The 15778-nt window shown below is 34.8% G+C and carries 13 protein-coding genes; 2 read left to right on the top strand and 11 right to left on the bottom strand.

Going from position 1 to position 15778, the window contains the following annotated elements; all coding sequences use genetic code 11:
• Positions 1–32: 32 nt before the first annotated feature.
• Positions 33–1727, bottom strand: a complete 1695-nt coding sequence (gene aspT / locus AC1VAQ_RS15060) for an aspartate-alanine antiporter (protein WP_302599990.1) — start codon at positions 1725–1727, stop codon at positions 33–35.
• A gap of 115 nt (positions 1728–1842) precedes the next feature.
• Complete coding sequence (locus tag AC1VAQ_RS15055; RefSeq protein WP_302599989.1) at positions 1843–3099, bottom strand: 6-phosphofructokinase; 1257 nt, start codon at positions 3097–3099, stop codon at positions 1843–1845.
• A 330-nt stretch (positions 3100–3429) separates the two neighbouring features.
• Here AC1VAQ_RS15055 and AC1VAQ_RS15050 point away from each other — a divergent pair, with 330 nt between their 5' ends.
• A complete protein-coding gene (locus AC1VAQ_RS15050) occupies positions 3430–4785 on the top strand; it encodes an MATE family efflux transporter (RefSeq protein ID WP_479904105.1) in 1356 nt (451 codons plus the stop codon).
• Between the two features lie 79 nt (positions 4786–4864).
• Entirely contained in the window at positions 4865–5425 is a 561-nt protein-coding gene (locus AC1VAQ_RS15045; RefSeq protein ID WP_302599987.1) for an ECF transporter S component, read from the top strand.
• Between the two features lie 209 nt (positions 5426–5634).
• Here the strand turns inward: AC1VAQ_RS15045 and panD are convergent, their stop codons facing one another.
• From panD to AC1VAQ_RS15000, 9 genes are all read right to left on the bottom strand, one after another.
• Positions 5635–6027: an aspartate 1-decarboxylase gene (gene panD, locus AC1VAQ_RS15040; protein ID WP_479904104.1), complete on the bottom strand. Its 393-nt coding sequence runs from the start codon at positions 6025–6027 to the stop codon at positions 5635–5637.
• Between the two features lie 36 nt (positions 6028–6063).
• Positions 6064–6915 (bottom strand): pantoate--beta-alanine ligase, encoded by an 852-nt coding sequence (gene panC, locus AC1VAQ_RS15035; RefSeq protein ID WP_479904103.1) that lies wholly within the window; start codon positions 6913–6915, stop codon positions 6064–6066.
• Between the two features lie 3 nt (positions 6916–6918).
• A complete protein-coding gene (gene panB, locus AC1VAQ_RS15030) occupies positions 6919–7755 on the bottom strand; it encodes a 3-methyl-2-oxobutanoate hydroxymethyltransferase (RefSeq protein ID WP_302599984.1) in 837 nt (278 codons plus the stop codon).
• A gap of 426 nt (positions 7756–8181) precedes the next feature.
• A complete protein-coding gene (locus AC1VAQ_RS15025; protein ID WP_303244111.1) occupies positions 8182–9432 on the bottom strand; it encodes an AI-2E family transporter in 1251 nt (416 codons plus the stop codon).
• 18 nt (positions 9433–9450) lie between these two features.
• Positions 9451–10914, bottom strand: coding sequence for an aminoacyl-histidine dipeptidase (locus tag AC1VAQ_RS15020; protein WP_303244110.1), 1464 nt, complete (start codon positions 10912–10914; stop codon positions 9451–9453).
• A gap of 38 nt (positions 10915–10952) precedes the next feature.
• On the bottom strand, positions 10953–12311 hold the full coding sequence (locus AC1VAQ_RS15015) for a PFL family protein (RefSeq protein WP_302600284.1): 1359 nt from the start codon (positions 12309–12311) through the stop codon (positions 10953–10955).
• 83 nt (positions 12312–12394) lie between these two features.
• Complete coding sequence (locus AC1VAQ_RS15010) at positions 12395–12664, bottom strand: ACT domain-containing protein (RefSeq protein WP_302600283.1); 270 nt, start codon at positions 12662–12664, stop codon at positions 12395–12397.
• Positions 12665–12677: 13 nt separating this feature from the next.
• Complete coding sequence (locus AC1VAQ_RS15005; RefSeq protein ID WP_302600282.1) at positions 12678–14759, bottom strand: cell division protein FtsA; 2082 nt, start codon at positions 14757–14759, stop codon at positions 12678–12680.
• Between the two features lie 8 nt (positions 14760–14767).
• Positions 14768–15622 carry a galactose-1-phosphate uridylyltransferase gene (locus AC1VAQ_RS15000; protein WP_479904102.1) on the bottom strand — a complete coding sequence of 285 codons (855 nt, stop codon included), beginning with the start codon at positions 15620–15622 and terminating at the stop codon, positions 14768–14770.
• Between the last annotated feature and the right edge of the window lie 156 nt (positions 15623–15778).

The raw sequence follows: 15778 nt of genomic DNA, 5'->3' as shown, positions 1-15778 counted from the left end.
CTCTTTCTTATTTATATTTTAATTATAATATTCTAAGCAAAGAATAAAACAACAATAGAACCCCATATAGTTAATAAAATATTACCTACTGCATATGTGATGGTATATCCCATAACAGGTGAATTACTTTTTGCTTTTTCACAAATAGCCCCAATGGCAGCTGTTGTAGTCATAGCGCCTGCGCAAGCCCCCAATGTAAGCGCACCATTCCATTTAAAAACATAGCGTCCTAATAATACACCTACAATAAGTGGAATAAGCGTTACAATGGCACCAGCAATAAAAAAACTTACTCCTGATTGCTTAAATCCTGCAACGAATCCTGGTCCTGCATTAATTCCAACAACAGCAATAAAAGCCGCGAGTCCTACATTACTTAAAAACCAAATGGCACTTTTAGGAATACGACCGACAGTGGGGCGTTTATCATGAATATATCCAAATATCAATCCCATAATAAGTGCACCACCGCTTGTTGAAAGACTTAATCCAACACCACCAATAGTTAATGCAGGTATACCTATAAGCCCACCGAGTAAAATACCAAGTCCCATGAAAACTACATCTGTTTCTGATGAATTTTTAACACGTTTTCCAATTTTACTAGCAAGCGCATTAACTGCTATCGCTGGTCCTTCTAATGTTAAAACTTCATTTTCTTCTATTTTTAGATTCTCATCATAAGTTATTTCATTTCCTTGATTTTTAATCTTAGAAATATATACGCCACGTGTTAAAACATGTTGACGTAAATCCTGGACAGTGCGTCCAATAACAGCTTTTTCTTTAATATAAATATCAAGTTTTTCAATGGGAAATTCTAGAAGTTCTGAATCTGAAATTTCTTTTCCAAGTTCATTAAAATGAATATCATTTAACTTTGTTTGCCTAAATGAAAAAGCAATATGATCACCTGCTTCTAAAACAGTATCTGTTGTAGGCTCAAAAATCTCATTATTACGGCGCATACGCACAATAAAAGTTCTCACAGTGGGCGAAGCAACACTTTTTTCTACTTCTCCTACTGTTTTTCCAACTTGTGCTGAACTAATTTCATATGCACGATAGCCTAATATTTTGGCACCAGAATAAATACCTTCTCCTTCAATAACCTTTGCCACATGGTCCTCATTTTGATCAAGCTTTTTACTTTCTTCTACAAGATCAATACCTAATATTTTAGGTCCTATTGTAGAAAGGAAAAACGCTGATCCTATTGTTCCAAAAATATAAGTTACGGCATAGCCAATAGGTACAAAATCAGACATAACTGCCTTTTGGGCATCTGCAACTTTTAAACTAGCAATAGCTCCCTGACCCACCCCAATAACTGCTGATTGTGTAAGTGCGCCGGCTGCGAGTCCTGCTGCTTGCCCGGCATTATAGCCTAAGATTTTTCCTGCAATCACTACACTAATAAGACCTACAACACAAACAATCACAGAGAACAATACCTGAGGTAAACCATCTTTCTTCAACCCCTTAAAAAATTGAGGTCCAACATTATAACCTAGAGCAAATAAAAAAAGCAAGAAAAATACTGATTTGACAGTTCCATTAATTTGAATATTGAGTTGTCCTACAAGTACACCAACTAATAGTACTCCCGTAACAGAACCTACGGTAAAATTACCAATATGAATTTTACCTACGGCATATCCTAATGCTAGTGTTAAAAATAACGCTAGCTCCGGATAATCTTGTAATGCTTTTACAAGCCAATGCATATTTTCACCTTCCTATTGTAAACTTGATGCTCATTTACAAGTATTGTTTACGAGGAAATTCAAAATTATGCACACAAAAAGGCAGTACCTATGTACTGCCTTTTAACGAAAATTTTTACTTTTGAGTTAATCTTTGATTAAAAATATTTAAATGACGTGGTAACCCATCCACCATGATTGGTGTAAGTTCTGCTTGAATGAGCGGTTTAATATAGCTTAAAAGCTCCTCTGTTACATAATCGCCTGTTTCATTAATCCATGTTCTTGGAACTTTTTTTTCTACATTTGCGATCATCTGAATATCACAAGTCTCTGTAATACACATATATGGATCATCTGAAACACGTTTTAAAGCGACCATTTTACCTGTTTCACCTTCAAACGCAGCTTTAACAGCTGCTCCACCTACTTGAAAAGCCTCTGTAATATCTACACGTGAAGCAATATGTGACGCACAACGTTGAAGTGTGGCAAATTCAATGGCGCGTGTTTTACAGCCAAGTCTATTTGCTAGTTCATCTGCTAAATAACGTGCTGTCCCTGTAAGACTTCTATGTCCAAAAGCATCAATAAACTCAGGGCTTTCATTTCTAAGTTCACAAACATAACGACCATCTTGAAGCTGAATTCCTTCAGAAACGGCAATCACAATTGCTTTTTTCTGAGTTTGAAGGTTCTCTACCTTTGAAGTAAAGCTTTTCATATCAAATGGTACTTCTGGTAAATAAATTAAATCTGGCCCTTCACAATCTTCACACTTTGCAAGAGCAGCCGAAGCTGTAAGCCATCCTGCATTACGTCCCATAATTTCTAATATTGTAATACTTGGTACGTCATAAACAAGGCCATCACGAATAACCTCTTTTGTGATTGAACCAATATATTTTGCAGCACTACCAAAGCCTGGTGTATGATCTGTCTCTGCTAAATCATTATCAATCGTCTTAGGAACACCCATAAAACGAATATCACTTTGGATTAGCGCACCATATTCACTTAGTTTTTGAATTGTATCCATAGAATCATTGCCACCAATATAAAAGAAATAACCTATTTCTAAGTCATTCAATAAGGCAAAGATTTTTTCATAAGTTGGATCACCTAATATAACTGCTGGCAAGCGATAACGACATGAACCTAAAAAAGATGAGGGGGTTCGTTTTAAAAGTTCAATATCTAAATCATTTTGAATATGCTCTGATAAATCTACCAGTTTTTCTTCTAATAAACCTTGTATACCATAAAGCATACCATAAACTTTATTTGCCCCACGATCCTTTGCTGTTTTATAGACACCCACTAAACTTGAATTAATAACTGCTGTAGGCCCACCTGATTGTCCAACAATTACATTTTTGCTTACTTGTTTCATAACATACCTCCATATAATCTAGCGCATGTAAGCGCTTACATTATATTATAAAAGGAGCATCATAAACATACAAGAATAGATAATTAATTGTCAAAGTTATGCATTTTTAAAGTATTTATTCGAAATATAAACTTATTATATATTCTTTTATTTTTTTCAATCAAACCCCATATCATCCGTTTAGTCGTTAAATCATTATCAATACACTTAAGAATTTCGTAAATTATACTCAAGCTTTTTCTCCTTTATATATATTTATAATATTATATAAATTTGTTATAATGATTGCATAATTTATTTATCATACTCAAACTTCAAGGGGGCTTTTTCATGATTACTGATATGACAGAAGGAAGTCCAAGCAAAACACTTTGGACTTTCTCTTTCCCAATGTTATGTAGTACTATTTTTCAACAACTTTACAATATCGCTGATAGTGTTATTGCTGGACGCTATATTAATGAAAATGCATTAGCTGCAACAGGGGCCTCTTATCCTATTACCATGCTTTTTATGGCCGTTGCTCTTGGCTGCAATATTGGCTGTTGCGTTGTCATTTCTCAACTTTTTGGTGCCAAAAAATATGATAAGATGAAATCAGCAGTTAGTACTTCTTTTATCACCTTTACACTTTTAAGTCTACTACTCACACTTATTGGTCTTATTTTTTGCACACCTATGTTACGACTTTTAAATACACCTACTAATATATTAGAAAGTAGTGGTACGTATTTAAGAATTTATATTTTGGGGCTTATCTTTTTATTTATCTATAATATCAGTACAGGCATATTTACAGCATTAGGAGATTCTAAAACACCACTTTACTTCTTAGTGGCGTCATCCCTAGGTAATATTCTATTAGATATTGTATTTGTTGTATTTCTAAATGGTGGTATTGCAGGCATTGCATGGGCAACCTTTTTAGCACAAGGTATTTCTTCTATTTTAGCTTTTATCACATTACGACGTCGTTTAAAAAAGATAGATTGCAAGAAAAGTACACCACTATTTTCAACTGAAATGCTAAAAAGTATTACCTTGATTGCCTTACCAAGTGTTTTGCAACAAAGCTTTATTTCTGTAGGAAACTTATTTATTCAAGGCCTAGTTAACAGTTATGGTGCCTCTGTTATTGCGGGTTACTCAGCAGCTATTAAGCTGAATACTTTTGCACTCACTTCTTTTACAACCCTCGGTAATGGACTTTCTAGTTTTACCGCTCAAAATATAGGTGCTGGAAAACTAGAACGTGTAAAAAAAGGATTCAACGCTGGCCTGATTATGGCTTTTTGCGTTGTTATTCCTTTCTTTATTTTATATTTCTTTTGTAATAAAATGATGATTTGTCTGTTTATTAAATCACCTACAACAGAAGCTCTATTAACAGGCAAACAGTTCTTAACCATTGTGGCACCTTTTTATATCATAATTTCTATTAAGCTTATTGCAGATGGTGTACTTCGCGGTGCTGGCGCCATGAAAGCTTTTATGATAGCTACATTTTCAGACCTTATTTTGAGGGTTATTATTTCATACATACTTTCATACTTTTTGGGTTCAATAGGTATATGGCTTTCATGGCCTATTGGTTGGAGTATTGGTGCTATTTTATCTTATATATTTTATGTCCAAGGCATCAAACAATCCTTTAGTTTTGTAAAGCTTCATGAAGCATTAGAATAAAGATTGTGATATAATGAACTATAGTTTAATTATATATTAAATTATAGTTCATTATTTTTTATAGAAAGAAGGTTTTGTTATGAAAAAAACATCTACCTTATGGCTTACAAAAACAGCTGTTGGCATTGCACTTGTTCTTTTAGCACAACTTATAGGCAAAATGATTCCAGCTATTGCAGTAATCGTAGGTCCTTTTAGTGTAAATCAGCTTATTACTGGTACACTTGTCAATCTTATTCTTATCATCATGACCTTAACCGTAGGTGTTGGTAGCGGAGTAACTATTGGCGTACTCTCTGCCGTTTTGGCACTATTAATTGGTATAGGCCCAATCTTCCCAATTATTACACCTTTTATTGCTATAGGCAATGCCCTTTTAGTCGTAACCTATAAACTCATCGTTAAAGTACATCAATCGATTACATTTTACATAGCTATTGTCCTCGCTGCAATTATTAAATGTGCCTTTTTATGGCTTACAGTACCATTTGCACTCCAATATATTTCAGATATTAAGCAAGCCCAACTTAAAATGCTCACGATTATGTTCTCATGGCCTCAAGGCATTACAGCATTATGTGGTGGCTTTCTTGCATTATGTATTTTACCACTTCTAAAAAATGCTTTTAGTCATAAATAATTGGCTAAATTAAAAAAATCCCATTTCTAAAAATAACCTTTAAATTTTTAGGAATGGGATTTTTTCAAATTTACATTGTGCTATAGATTTCACATTTATAAAATTTAGTTATTCATAGTTTTGAGTCATATGAAATCATTGGGAGAAAACAATTTACCTACATGTATATTTCAAGGTCTTAGTTGGTTTCTCTATACTTATCAAAGTATTTAAAGCACTCTTTCCATCTTACCATGCTTTTCATAACGCATCGTTTCTACTATTTTGTTTTTGCCATCTGCCAGTACCACATAAGGTTTATGTGTTTGTGCTTCGATTTCATCCATCTGAGCATAGGCCATAATAATAATTAAATCACCCACTTGCACTTGTCTTGCAGCTGCACCATTTAAACAAATAATTCCAGTGCCTCGCTCTCCAGCAATTGTATATGTTTCAAAACGATTTCCGTTATTTACATCTACAATTTGAACCTTTTCATATTCTAGAATATGAGCTGCTTCTAATAAATCTAAATCTACAGTAATGCTTCCCACATAATCTAACGCCGCCTGCGTAACTGTTGCACGATGAATTTTTCCTTTTAATAATGTGAGTTCCATATTTTTCTCCTTTATCTATTCTGCTTCTTAATATTTTTAGTGTGACTTATTATATGTAAAATTATCGATTAACCTTGTTTTGCCAATATATACGGCTATTGCAACAAGTACCGATTTATCAATTGTTTCAACGCTCTCAAGGTTCATGGCATCTACAACTTCTACATAATCTACTCTTGCAAGTGGTTCTTCTTCTAAAATACTTCTAATAAGCTCTTTAAGTTTTGCTGTATTACGCTCACCTACCTCAAGATTTGCCTTGGCAGCAACTAAGCTCCTATTTAATACAAGTGCTGCACTACGCTCTTCTTTTGATAAATAAGTATTACGTGAACTTTTAGCTAAACCATCTGCTTCTCTTATAATAGGACATCCTATAATTTCAAGTGGCATGTTTAAGTCGCTAACCATCTGTTTAATGACTGCAAGCTGCTGTGCATCCTTTTCACCAAAGTAAGCGCGATCTGGCGTGACAATATTAAAAAGTTTAGTAACGACTGTACATACGCCTCTAAAGTGAATAGGTCGTGTTTTTCCACAAAGTCCCTTTGTGAGTCTATTCATATCTACAAAACTACAAAAGTCTGGCAAATACATTTCTTCTGGTGTAGGATGAAAAATCAAATGTGCACCTGTCTCTTCGCAAAGTTTTGTATCATGAGCAAAGTCCCTTGGATAGGTAGCTAAATCCTCTTGAGGGCCAAACTGCATCGGATTTACAAAAATACTTACTACTACCCGATCATTTTCACTTACTGCTTTTGCAATTAAACTTTGATGTCCTTCGTGTAAATAACCCATTGTAGGTACAAATCCTATACTTAATCCTTGCTGTTTCCATTCTTTAATCTGTGCTCTCACTTCTTGAATTGTCTCTACACTCTTCATTGCTTAAACCTCCTCATTAAAAACTTTTAGATTTTCTTTTGACATATGAAAGCTTTCTATTTCATTTGGGAATATTCCACCTTGCACTTCTTCTTTATATTTACTAAAAGCACCTCGCATTTGCTCTCCTATATTTGCATAATGTTTAACAAACTTAGGGGCAATACCTTCATACATTCCTAATAAATCCTGGTATACCAAGATTTGACCATCACAACCATTTCCTGCACCAATACCAATAGTTGGAATATTTATACTCTCCGTAATGCGTAATGCCAATTCATATGGAATACATTCTAAAACAATCGCAAAAGCTCCTGCAGCTTCTACAGCTTTAGCATCTTCTATAAGTGCCTTAGCTGCTTCCACTTCTTTGCCTTGCACTTTAAATCCACCAAATGCATGAACAGATTGCGGTGTAAGGCCAATATGCCCCATAACAGGAATCCCAGCCTTAGTAATAGCTTGAATTTGAGGACAGATTTCTTTGCCACCTTCTAATTTTACAGCTTCAGCACCACCTTCTTTGACTAAACGCCCTGCATTACATAGGGCTTCCTTTATGTCAGCTTGATACGACATAAACGGCATATCTGTAACAATAAGTGCTTCTTTTGCACCACGTTGTACAGCCTGTGTATGATAAATTATTTGATCTACAGTAACACTTAACGTATTTTCAAGACCACAAAAAACCATCCCCACTGAATCCCCTACTAAAAGTGCATGGATTCCTGCCTGATCCATCAGCTTAGCTGAAATATAATCATAGGCGGTGAGCATGGTTATTTTTTCATGATTTTGTTTTGCTTTTTTAAAACTTACAACTGTTTGTTTCATTTTTTGCCTCCCATTTTATATGTATCTGGTCATGTGTGATTACTACATGCCATCTTATTAAAATATCCAATAAGATTTGATACAGATTATTGGATAGTCCAAAAGAAAACACTAAAATTAACGGGAGTGATAAAAATACATATTTATATAAACACGCTATGTGTTTTTCATCTCTTACTCATGCAATCCCGTATAACGAATTCTTATCAACAAGTTATACTTGGGTATCACTTCGTTTCAATATCTTTTTTAATAGCTTTTTATTTGAGTCTTATTCCAGATGTCATATTCTAATAACACCTTTTTGGATACAAGCTTAAATAAGAAATTTATAGTAACTTTTAGTATAGTTCTTTTTTAGATACTATCCAAAAGTTACTATAACACAATTTTTTAATTATTTCTATAAAATTTCATAATAAATCACTATTTGTGTTCACTTTTTCTTTGTGCTTCTTCTTCATCTTTTAAAGCAGCCTTACCATCGGGAAAAATATCTGTCATATATCGTAATAAGACCAAACGAATAAATCCAGCTATCGGTACACCTATCAGCATCCCTACAAGACCAAATAAATTTCCACCAATAAGAATGGCAAGTAACACGACAACGGGATGTAATTTTACACATTCACCTACTACTTTAGGAACGATTATCCAACCATCTAATTGCTGAATAATTAGCATTGCACCTACACCATACACAGCTTTCATAGGCTCAGGATCCATAATACCAATAAGCCCTGCTAAAACAAAGCCTACAACAGGCCCAAAATAAGGAATCAAATTAAATATACCTGCTATAATCCCAATAATAATAGCGAAATCTAATCTTAAAATTGTGAGGACAATACTAGTTAAAATAGCAATGATAATAGCATCTAAAATTTGCCCTCTTATATAGCCTGAAAAAACATAATCAATATCTTTAGCTAATATTTCAATATGATGATACACTTTTCTTTTAAATAGTGAATAAGTTAGTTTCTTTAGAAAAATCAATGCCCGTGCTTTATCTTGTAGCAGATAAAAGGCAATAACTATTGCTAAAAGCCAGTTCATTGTATGCACACCAATTACTGTCAATGATCTAAATAAATGGTTTGAAATACTCATAAAGAAATGATTTAAATAGCCATATACTTTTTGTAATAAATGGCCTTGTTCACCCATACCTGGTACACTAGCAAAACCTGTTTCAATACGTGTTAGCATATTTTCAAAGTACTGCGTATATTTATAAAAACTTACCTTTAGACCTTCAATACTTGTAGATCCCACCATATCTTGAACGTTCAAAACAACAATTAGGACAAAAAGCCCTATGACTAACAAAACCGTTATAAAACTAAGGAGCGTTGCCCATGTACGCATTGGCAAACGCTCCTTACCTAAATTAGATTTCTTCTTATTGCTGAACGAAATATGCCACTTTAAATTTTTTAAGTTTTTAGAACGTGCTTCATAAAAATTAACAATAGGATCTAGTAAATATGCAATAATAATGCCATAAATAAGAGGGGCCAGTAACTCTAGAAAAATAGTCACAATATGCCATGCCCAATCTAGCACAATATTTAAATTTAAAAGACCTAAAGTAGCTACAATAAGTGCAAGCCCAGTCCAAAAAACATAAACTGCAAGGGTAAATAAATGGTTATTTCGTTCAATCTTCATAATTGGCGCCTCCGAATATTAGTACGCCCCTAGTTTTTCCAAAAGTTTAATAAGATATGCATACACGCTTTCCATAGAAGAAATGCTTGCACGTTCTTGTGGTGAGTGAATATCCTTCACATTTGGGCCAAAACTAATCATGTCAAGCCCTGGCAATTTCTCAGAAATAAAACCACACTCAAGACCTGCATGAATAGCTGTTACAGTTGGCTTTTGACCATGCATTTCTTCATAAAGTGCAACTGCTAAATCTCTTACTTTAGATTCTGCATCATATTGCCAAGCAGGGTAGTCTCCTGTTACTTCGCAGTGTGCCCCAAAGTGACGGCTTAATGCTTCAAGTTTATGAATTACTTCCCATTTGCGTGTTGCCACACTACTTCTGACAGCAGAGCCAAAACGAATAACGTTTTCTTCTGTTTGAACAATTCCCAAATTAAGTGAAGTTTGAACAAGTCCTGTCATATGTTTGTCATAACCCATAATACCATTTGGAATGGTTAAGATAAAATCAATCACCTTATCTCTTAAATCAGTTGTAAAGTTTTGCGCTTCTTTTTGAGCTTTTTGAACCGTAATTTTAATCTCTTTATCTTGAACACTATACTCATCTTTGAAGCAACCATTCATTTCAAGGGCTACTTCGTTAACAAATGTTGCCTCACTTGGTGATACATTAATCTTTACTTCACATTCTCTTGTAATAACATTATCCTTAGTACCACCTGTGATTTCACAGAGTTTAAAGTCACATTTATCTCTTAATGCATCTAAATAACGGCCCATTAAAATATGTGCATTGGCACGTTCATGGTGAATTTCAGCACCAGAGTGTCCACCTACTAAGCCATTGATGATAACTTCATAAGTTTCATCACTTGCTTCGGCTGCTTCTTTGGTTTTTGGGAAAGTCATATAAACTTTTGCCCCACCTGCACAACTCACTAAAAATTCGCCTTCTACATCTGTATCTAGATTAAGTAAAATACGTCCTTGTAAATATTCAGGATGAAGGGCTGCCACACCAGTCATACCACGTTCTTCATCTGTTGTCATAAGACATTCTAGTGCTGGATGTTTTAATGTATTGTCTGCTAAAATTGCCATTTGATAAGCAATTGCTATACCATTATCAGCACCAAGTGTTGTCCCTCTAGCTGCAAGCCAATCGCCGTCTACATATAAGTCTAAGCCGTCTCTTAAGAAGTCATGCTCAGTGTCTTTGTTTTTTTCACAAACCATATCCATATGGCCTTGTAAAATAACTGTTGGTGCATTTTCAAAACCTTCAGTTGCTGGTTTTTTAATGTAAATATTGTAAGCTTCATCCTGTCTTACTTCTAAGCCTAAATTATTTGCAAATTGCACCATATAATCACTAATGGCTTTTTCATTTCCAGAACCACGTGGAATACTACTGATTGCTTCAAAATATTTAAATATGCCTTGTTGTCTTAAATCTTCTAATGTCTTATTTGGCATGTTTTACGCCCTCTTTCTTTCAATCAATTAATAACTTTTTAGTTTTTAAAACTATGGATTGGGGCAGGAATTCTTCCCCCACGTGCGATAAAATCATCGCATTTATATGGATTCACACGCATAATTGGTGCATAACCTAATAAGCCACCAAATTCTACTTGTTCACCTACTTCTTTACCAATAACAGGAATAATTCTTACAGCAGTTGTTTTAGCATTAATCATCCCAATTGCCATTTCATCTGCGATAATACCTGAGATTGTCTTACTACTTGTGCTGCCTGGAATAGCAATCATATCAAGGCCTACTGAGCAAACACAAGTCATGGCTTCTAATTTTTCAAGTGTCAAAGCGCCACAACTAGCAGCTTCAATCATGGCATGATCCTCACTTACTGGAATAAATGCACCACTTAAACCGCCAACATAAGAAGAAGCCATAACACCACCTTTTTTAACACTATCATTAAGTAATGCTAAAGCCGCTGTTGTACCTGGTGCACCTGCTTTTTCAAGACCCATTTCTTCAAAAATCTCAGCAATACTATCGCCAACTGCTGGTGTTGGGGCTAAAGATAAATCTACAATACCAAATGGAATATCTAATATTCCTGCTGCTTCTTTTGCAACCATTTGACCAGCTCGTGTAATCTTAAAGGCTGTACGTTTTACTTGCTCACAAAGTGTTTCAAAGTCTGCACCTCTTACACTTTCAAGTGCTTTTTTTACAACCCCAGGGCCACTTACACCTACATTAAGTACCGTATCTTTTTCACCTATACCATGGAAGGCCCCAGCCATAAATGGGTTATCTTCTGGTGCGTTACAGAATACTACTAATTTAGCACAACCGATACTACCACGATCAGCTGTACGTTCAGCTGTTAGCTTAATAATTTCACCAATGCGGCCTACTGCATCCATATTAATTCCTGTACGTGTACTTCCTACATTCACAGATGAACATACAAAGTCTGTTACTGCTAATGCCTCAGGAATAGATTCTATAAGCACAGTATCTGCATTTGAACAGCCTTTATGCACTAATGCTGAAAAACCACCTATAAAGTTAACGCCCACTGTTTTAGCGGCACGGTCTAATGCTTTAGCTATTGGCACATATGAATTTGCTTTTGTTGCACCACCGATTAGCGCAATTGGTGTTACTGAAATACGCTTGTTTACAATAGGAATTCCATATTTCTTAGAAACTTGCTCACCTGTTGTTACAAGATTTTCAGCTTGTTTTGTAATTTTCTCGTAGACATTATTACAGAGTTTATCCATATCATCACTAATACAATCCATTAAGTTGATTCCCATTGTAATAGTACGGATGTCTAGGTTTGCTTCTTGAATCATTTTATTGGTTTCTTGCACTTCATATTTTGAAATCATTGAATTATTCCTTTCTATGCTCAAAACACCTTCTCTTAAGCTCAGCTTCACCCCGATTAAGTTTTGAGTATTGTCTTTCTATACTAAATACGATGCATACTATCAAAAATCTCTTCGTGTTGTAATTTAATACTTACACCGATTTCGTTACCTAAGTTTTCTAAAGCATCTACAACTTGCACAAAGTCACTTTTTGAGTTTGTAAGGTCTACAATCATCATCATATTGAAGTAACCTTGTACGATTGTTTGTGAAATATCTAAAATATTAATTTCTTGTTCACTTAACAATGTACATACCTTTCCAATAATACCTACTTTGTCTTTTCCAACTACTGTAATAATCCCTTTCATGTCTATCCTCCTGTTATTTTTTCCAATAGATTTCCAATGTATCACCATTTTGTAATACATCAATAAGTGTAGCTGGCATGCCATTTCGCATGAGCTGCACAGTCCCTTGCGGTTTACTTAAATCAAAATCTATAAAATCAAATATATTGGCTAAGATATAATCTGATTCTTTTGCTGGTAGTTGAACCATTTTACCATTTGCCATAATATATAGATTTTCTATATAAGATTGTGATGAGGCTACCTGTATATTTTGTTCTAAAGATACCGTTGTTTCGTCCTCATCGCAATCATCCATTTGATTTTCACCATCTACCTGTGTACCTATTGCCTCCTCAGCTTTTTCATCAGTAGGGTTTAAAATCTCATCAATTAAAATATTATCGTTTGGCTGAAGCATATAATCATGTGCTACAACTTCTAAGTTTACTGTCACTATTTGATGTGGCTGTGTATAATGAAGTTCTTTCAATATCTCATCTAATCTTGTCAGTTCCAAAATGGTTAACTCTGCATTTTCAACTATTTCTGTATTGACATCTACTATCTCATCATTTAATAGTGTTAGTGGCATGGTATAACTTTGTCCATTAATTGTTATTGAAAATGGATTTTCAATATAATCTTTAATGATAGCCTTACCATCCTCACCAGCTGTGGCAAAATCAACCTCTATACGATCTCCTTCTGTAATAAGGTCATTGATGGTTGCCAAATTGCCATTTAAAGTGATGGTTGCCGGTGTACCTTTTTCACCTTTAATACGCATACGTTCACCATTTAATTTAAACATTAATGTTTTTCCTCTTTGTGGGAAAATAGCTGTATGTTCAATACCTCCTGCTACAATAGCATCTAATATACTCAGTTTCTTTGCATTTAAAAGTTGTACTTGCTGGCCATTGAGCGTCACCATCGTAAATTCACTATAACGATTTTCTAAGGCTGTCATACAGATTCCAAGTGGTGTAATCATATCTGGACTATTTGGAATACCCACTTCATCTTTAATTCTAACAAGATGCTCTGTTGAACGCGTTGCAACGCGCTGATTTAAAAGCTGTAGAAGTTCCGCCAAACGCTCAGGTACATTTATCATTTCACTCCCACCACCTACACAAAAAACAGCATTTGGTGCGTGATCGCCATTAAGTTCTAAAATCTTTGTGGCGATACTTTTTGTAAGTGTTTCAAGTACGGGTGCAATAGTTTCCTCTAACGCTTTACAGCTTATTTCTTGAGGTAAGCCCAGAATATCATTAAATAGAATAGGGTCAACATTTTTCATATCTTGCTTCATCTTTTCAGCTGTTTGGAAATCTACTAAATATTTATGTACAATAGCTTCTGTTACTTCATCTCCAGCAAGTGGAATCATGCCATAAGCCACGACACTTCCTTCTTTTGTAATCGCAATATCTGAAGTCCCTGCCCCAATATCTACAAGCGCTAGATTTAATAAACGAATATTTTCAGGAATTACTGCATTAATAGCTGCAATAGGTTCTAACGTTAAATTACTTACAGTAAGTTCTGCGCGCTCTGTTACTGCATATAAACTGTCAATAACCTGTTTTGGTAAGAAAGTTGCTAAAAGACGTGCACCGATACGATTTCCTTTATGCCCCTCTAAATTTGACATTTCATAATCATCTAAGTAATAATGAATTACCGAGTACGCTACACAAAAATAATCCGTTTCCCCACTAACTTCTTTTTGTGCAGCCTTAGCACGTTCTACACCTTCTAATTCTAAATGATGTACACTAGCTAAAGTAAACTCTTGAGTTTCCTCATAGTCATGCACAACGTCTACAATTTGTGTGCTTAAAGCACGTCCTGCCGCTGCAATAGCTACTTCCGTTAGCTTCATATCTAATTTTTGTTCTAAAGCAGATTTTACCTCATATACAGTTTTAGCTACTTTGCCGATATCATGAATCTGCCCATCTAACATCGCACGTTCTTCATGTTCACGACGTTCATATGCTACAATATTAAATTCATTGCCATCCTTATAACCTACTACCCCAATTACTGTACGTGTCCCAATATCTAATCCAAAACACAATGTTTCTTTTACATAATCTTTCATAGGAACCCTTACTCCTTCAATAATTTTTTCATTTGGGCTACAGCATGCTCTGGTGAAACCATATTAATGAAGCATCCTGTAGCAAGTTCAAATCCTGCCATATTCCCTAAACGCATGGCAACCTTAATATGAAAATGATAATCTAAGTTCAAATCTAGTGCCCCACCCATCATGCAAATATTATATGAGCATCCTGGCTGTAAAACATCATACGCTATAAGCACTTTTTTTAATAAATGAGATACTTCCTTTAATAACTGTCCTGGCAGTTGCCCATAATGCTGATAATGCTGCTTTGGCATCATAATTATTTCATAAGCAAAACGAGGTGCTTTAGGTGAACAAATAATCCAATTGGTTGTTTCAACTATCTTATACTCTAATGCTATAGCTTTCTCCACCTGCCCACATAAATAGCAACCTGCTGATTGCTGATAATGTGCATATTGATGATGCATAGCTTCTGGCACCTTACTAAGTGCTAAAATCTGCCAATGCGAATGACTGATACTCGCCCCACCATGTGCACCATAATTTTTAAATATTTGTATAAACTTTACTTTATCATCTTTACTTACTTCATGAAAGCGCTGCTGTATCTTTAAAAGAATTTCTTCCCACTGCTCTTTACTAAAGTCCTTTGGTGCTTGATGATGATAAGGTGTGTCGACTATCACATCATGAATGCCATAAGGATCTGTAAATGCATCTGCAACAGGATACTTATTTTCTAAAATGACAACCCCCTCATGAGGAAAGCAAAAGGGACAATCTAAAGCTTTTTCATCAATCATAGGTCTTCTGCGTCTACCTTCTGCAATAATACAATTATTTAAAAGTATTTCATCATAATATTCCATCATTCATTACCTTTCTTTTTTATCATTTTACACTATACTCAAAAAAAATAAAAGAGGTTATATCACTACTCTCTAAAAAAATGAAGACTACTCATAAGCTTATGAGTAGTCTCAGATTGTTGACAAAAAGGTTCTAGAATGCATTGCATTCCAGAACCT

It is taken from the genome of Cellulosilyticum sp. (assembly GCF_982396655.1).
This window is presented reverse-complemented; position numbering and strand designations above follow the sequence as displayed.

What these genes read in the sequence shown, in the direction of transcription:
- aspT (WP_302599990.1), bottom strand. Translation starts at nt 1,727, where the DNA reads ATGCATTGGCTTGTAAAAGCATTACAAGATTATCCGGAGCTAGCGTTA.
- AC1VAQ_RS15055 (WP_302599989.1), bottom strand. Translation starts at nt 3,099, where the DNA reads ATGAAACAAGTAAGCAAAAATGTAATTGTTGGACAATCAGGTGGGCCT.
- AC1VAQ_RS15050 (WP_479904105.1), top strand. Translation starts at nt 3,430, where the DNA reads ATGATTACTGATATGACAGAAGGAAGTCCAAGCAAAACACTTTGGACT.
- AC1VAQ_RS15045 (WP_302599987.1), top strand. Translation starts at nt 4,865, where the DNA reads ATGAAAAAAACATCTACCTTATGGCTTACAAAAACAGCTGTTGGCATT.
- panD (WP_479904104.1), bottom strand. Translation starts at nt 6,027, where the DNA reads ATGGAACTCACATTATTAAAAGGAAAAATTCATCGTGCAACAGTTACG.
- panC (WP_479904103.1), bottom strand. Translation starts at nt 6,915, where the DNA reads ATGAAGAGTGTAGAGACAATTCAAGAAGTGAGAGCACAGATTAAAGAA.
- panB (WP_302599984.1), bottom strand. Translation starts at nt 7,755, where the DNA reads ATGAAACAAACAGTTGTAAGTTTTAAAAAAGCAAAACAAAATCATGAA.
- AC1VAQ_RS15025 (WP_303244111.1), bottom strand. Translation starts at nt 9,432, where the DNA reads ATGAAGATTGAACGAAATAACCATTTATTTACCCTTGCAGTTTATGTT.
- AC1VAQ_RS15020 (WP_303244110.1), bottom strand. Translation starts at nt 10,914, where the DNA reads ATGCCAAATAAGACATTAGAAGATTTAAGACAACAAGGCATATTTAAA.
- AC1VAQ_RS15015 (WP_302600284.1), bottom strand. Translation starts at nt 12,311, where the DNA reads ATGATTTCAAAATATGAAGTGCAAGAAACCAATAAAATGATTCAAGAA.
- AC1VAQ_RS15010 (WP_302600283.1), bottom strand. Translation starts at nt 12,664, where the DNA reads ATGAAAGGGATTATTACAGTAGTTGGAAAAGACAAAGTAGGTATTATT.
- AC1VAQ_RS15005 (WP_302600282.1), bottom strand. Translation starts at nt 14,759, where the DNA reads ATGAAAGATTATGTAAAAGAAACATTGTGTTTTGGATTAGATATTGGG.
- AC1VAQ_RS15000 (WP_479904102.1), bottom strand. Translation starts at nt 15,622, where the DNA reads ATGATGGAATATTATGATGAAATACTTTTAAATAATTGTATTATTGCA.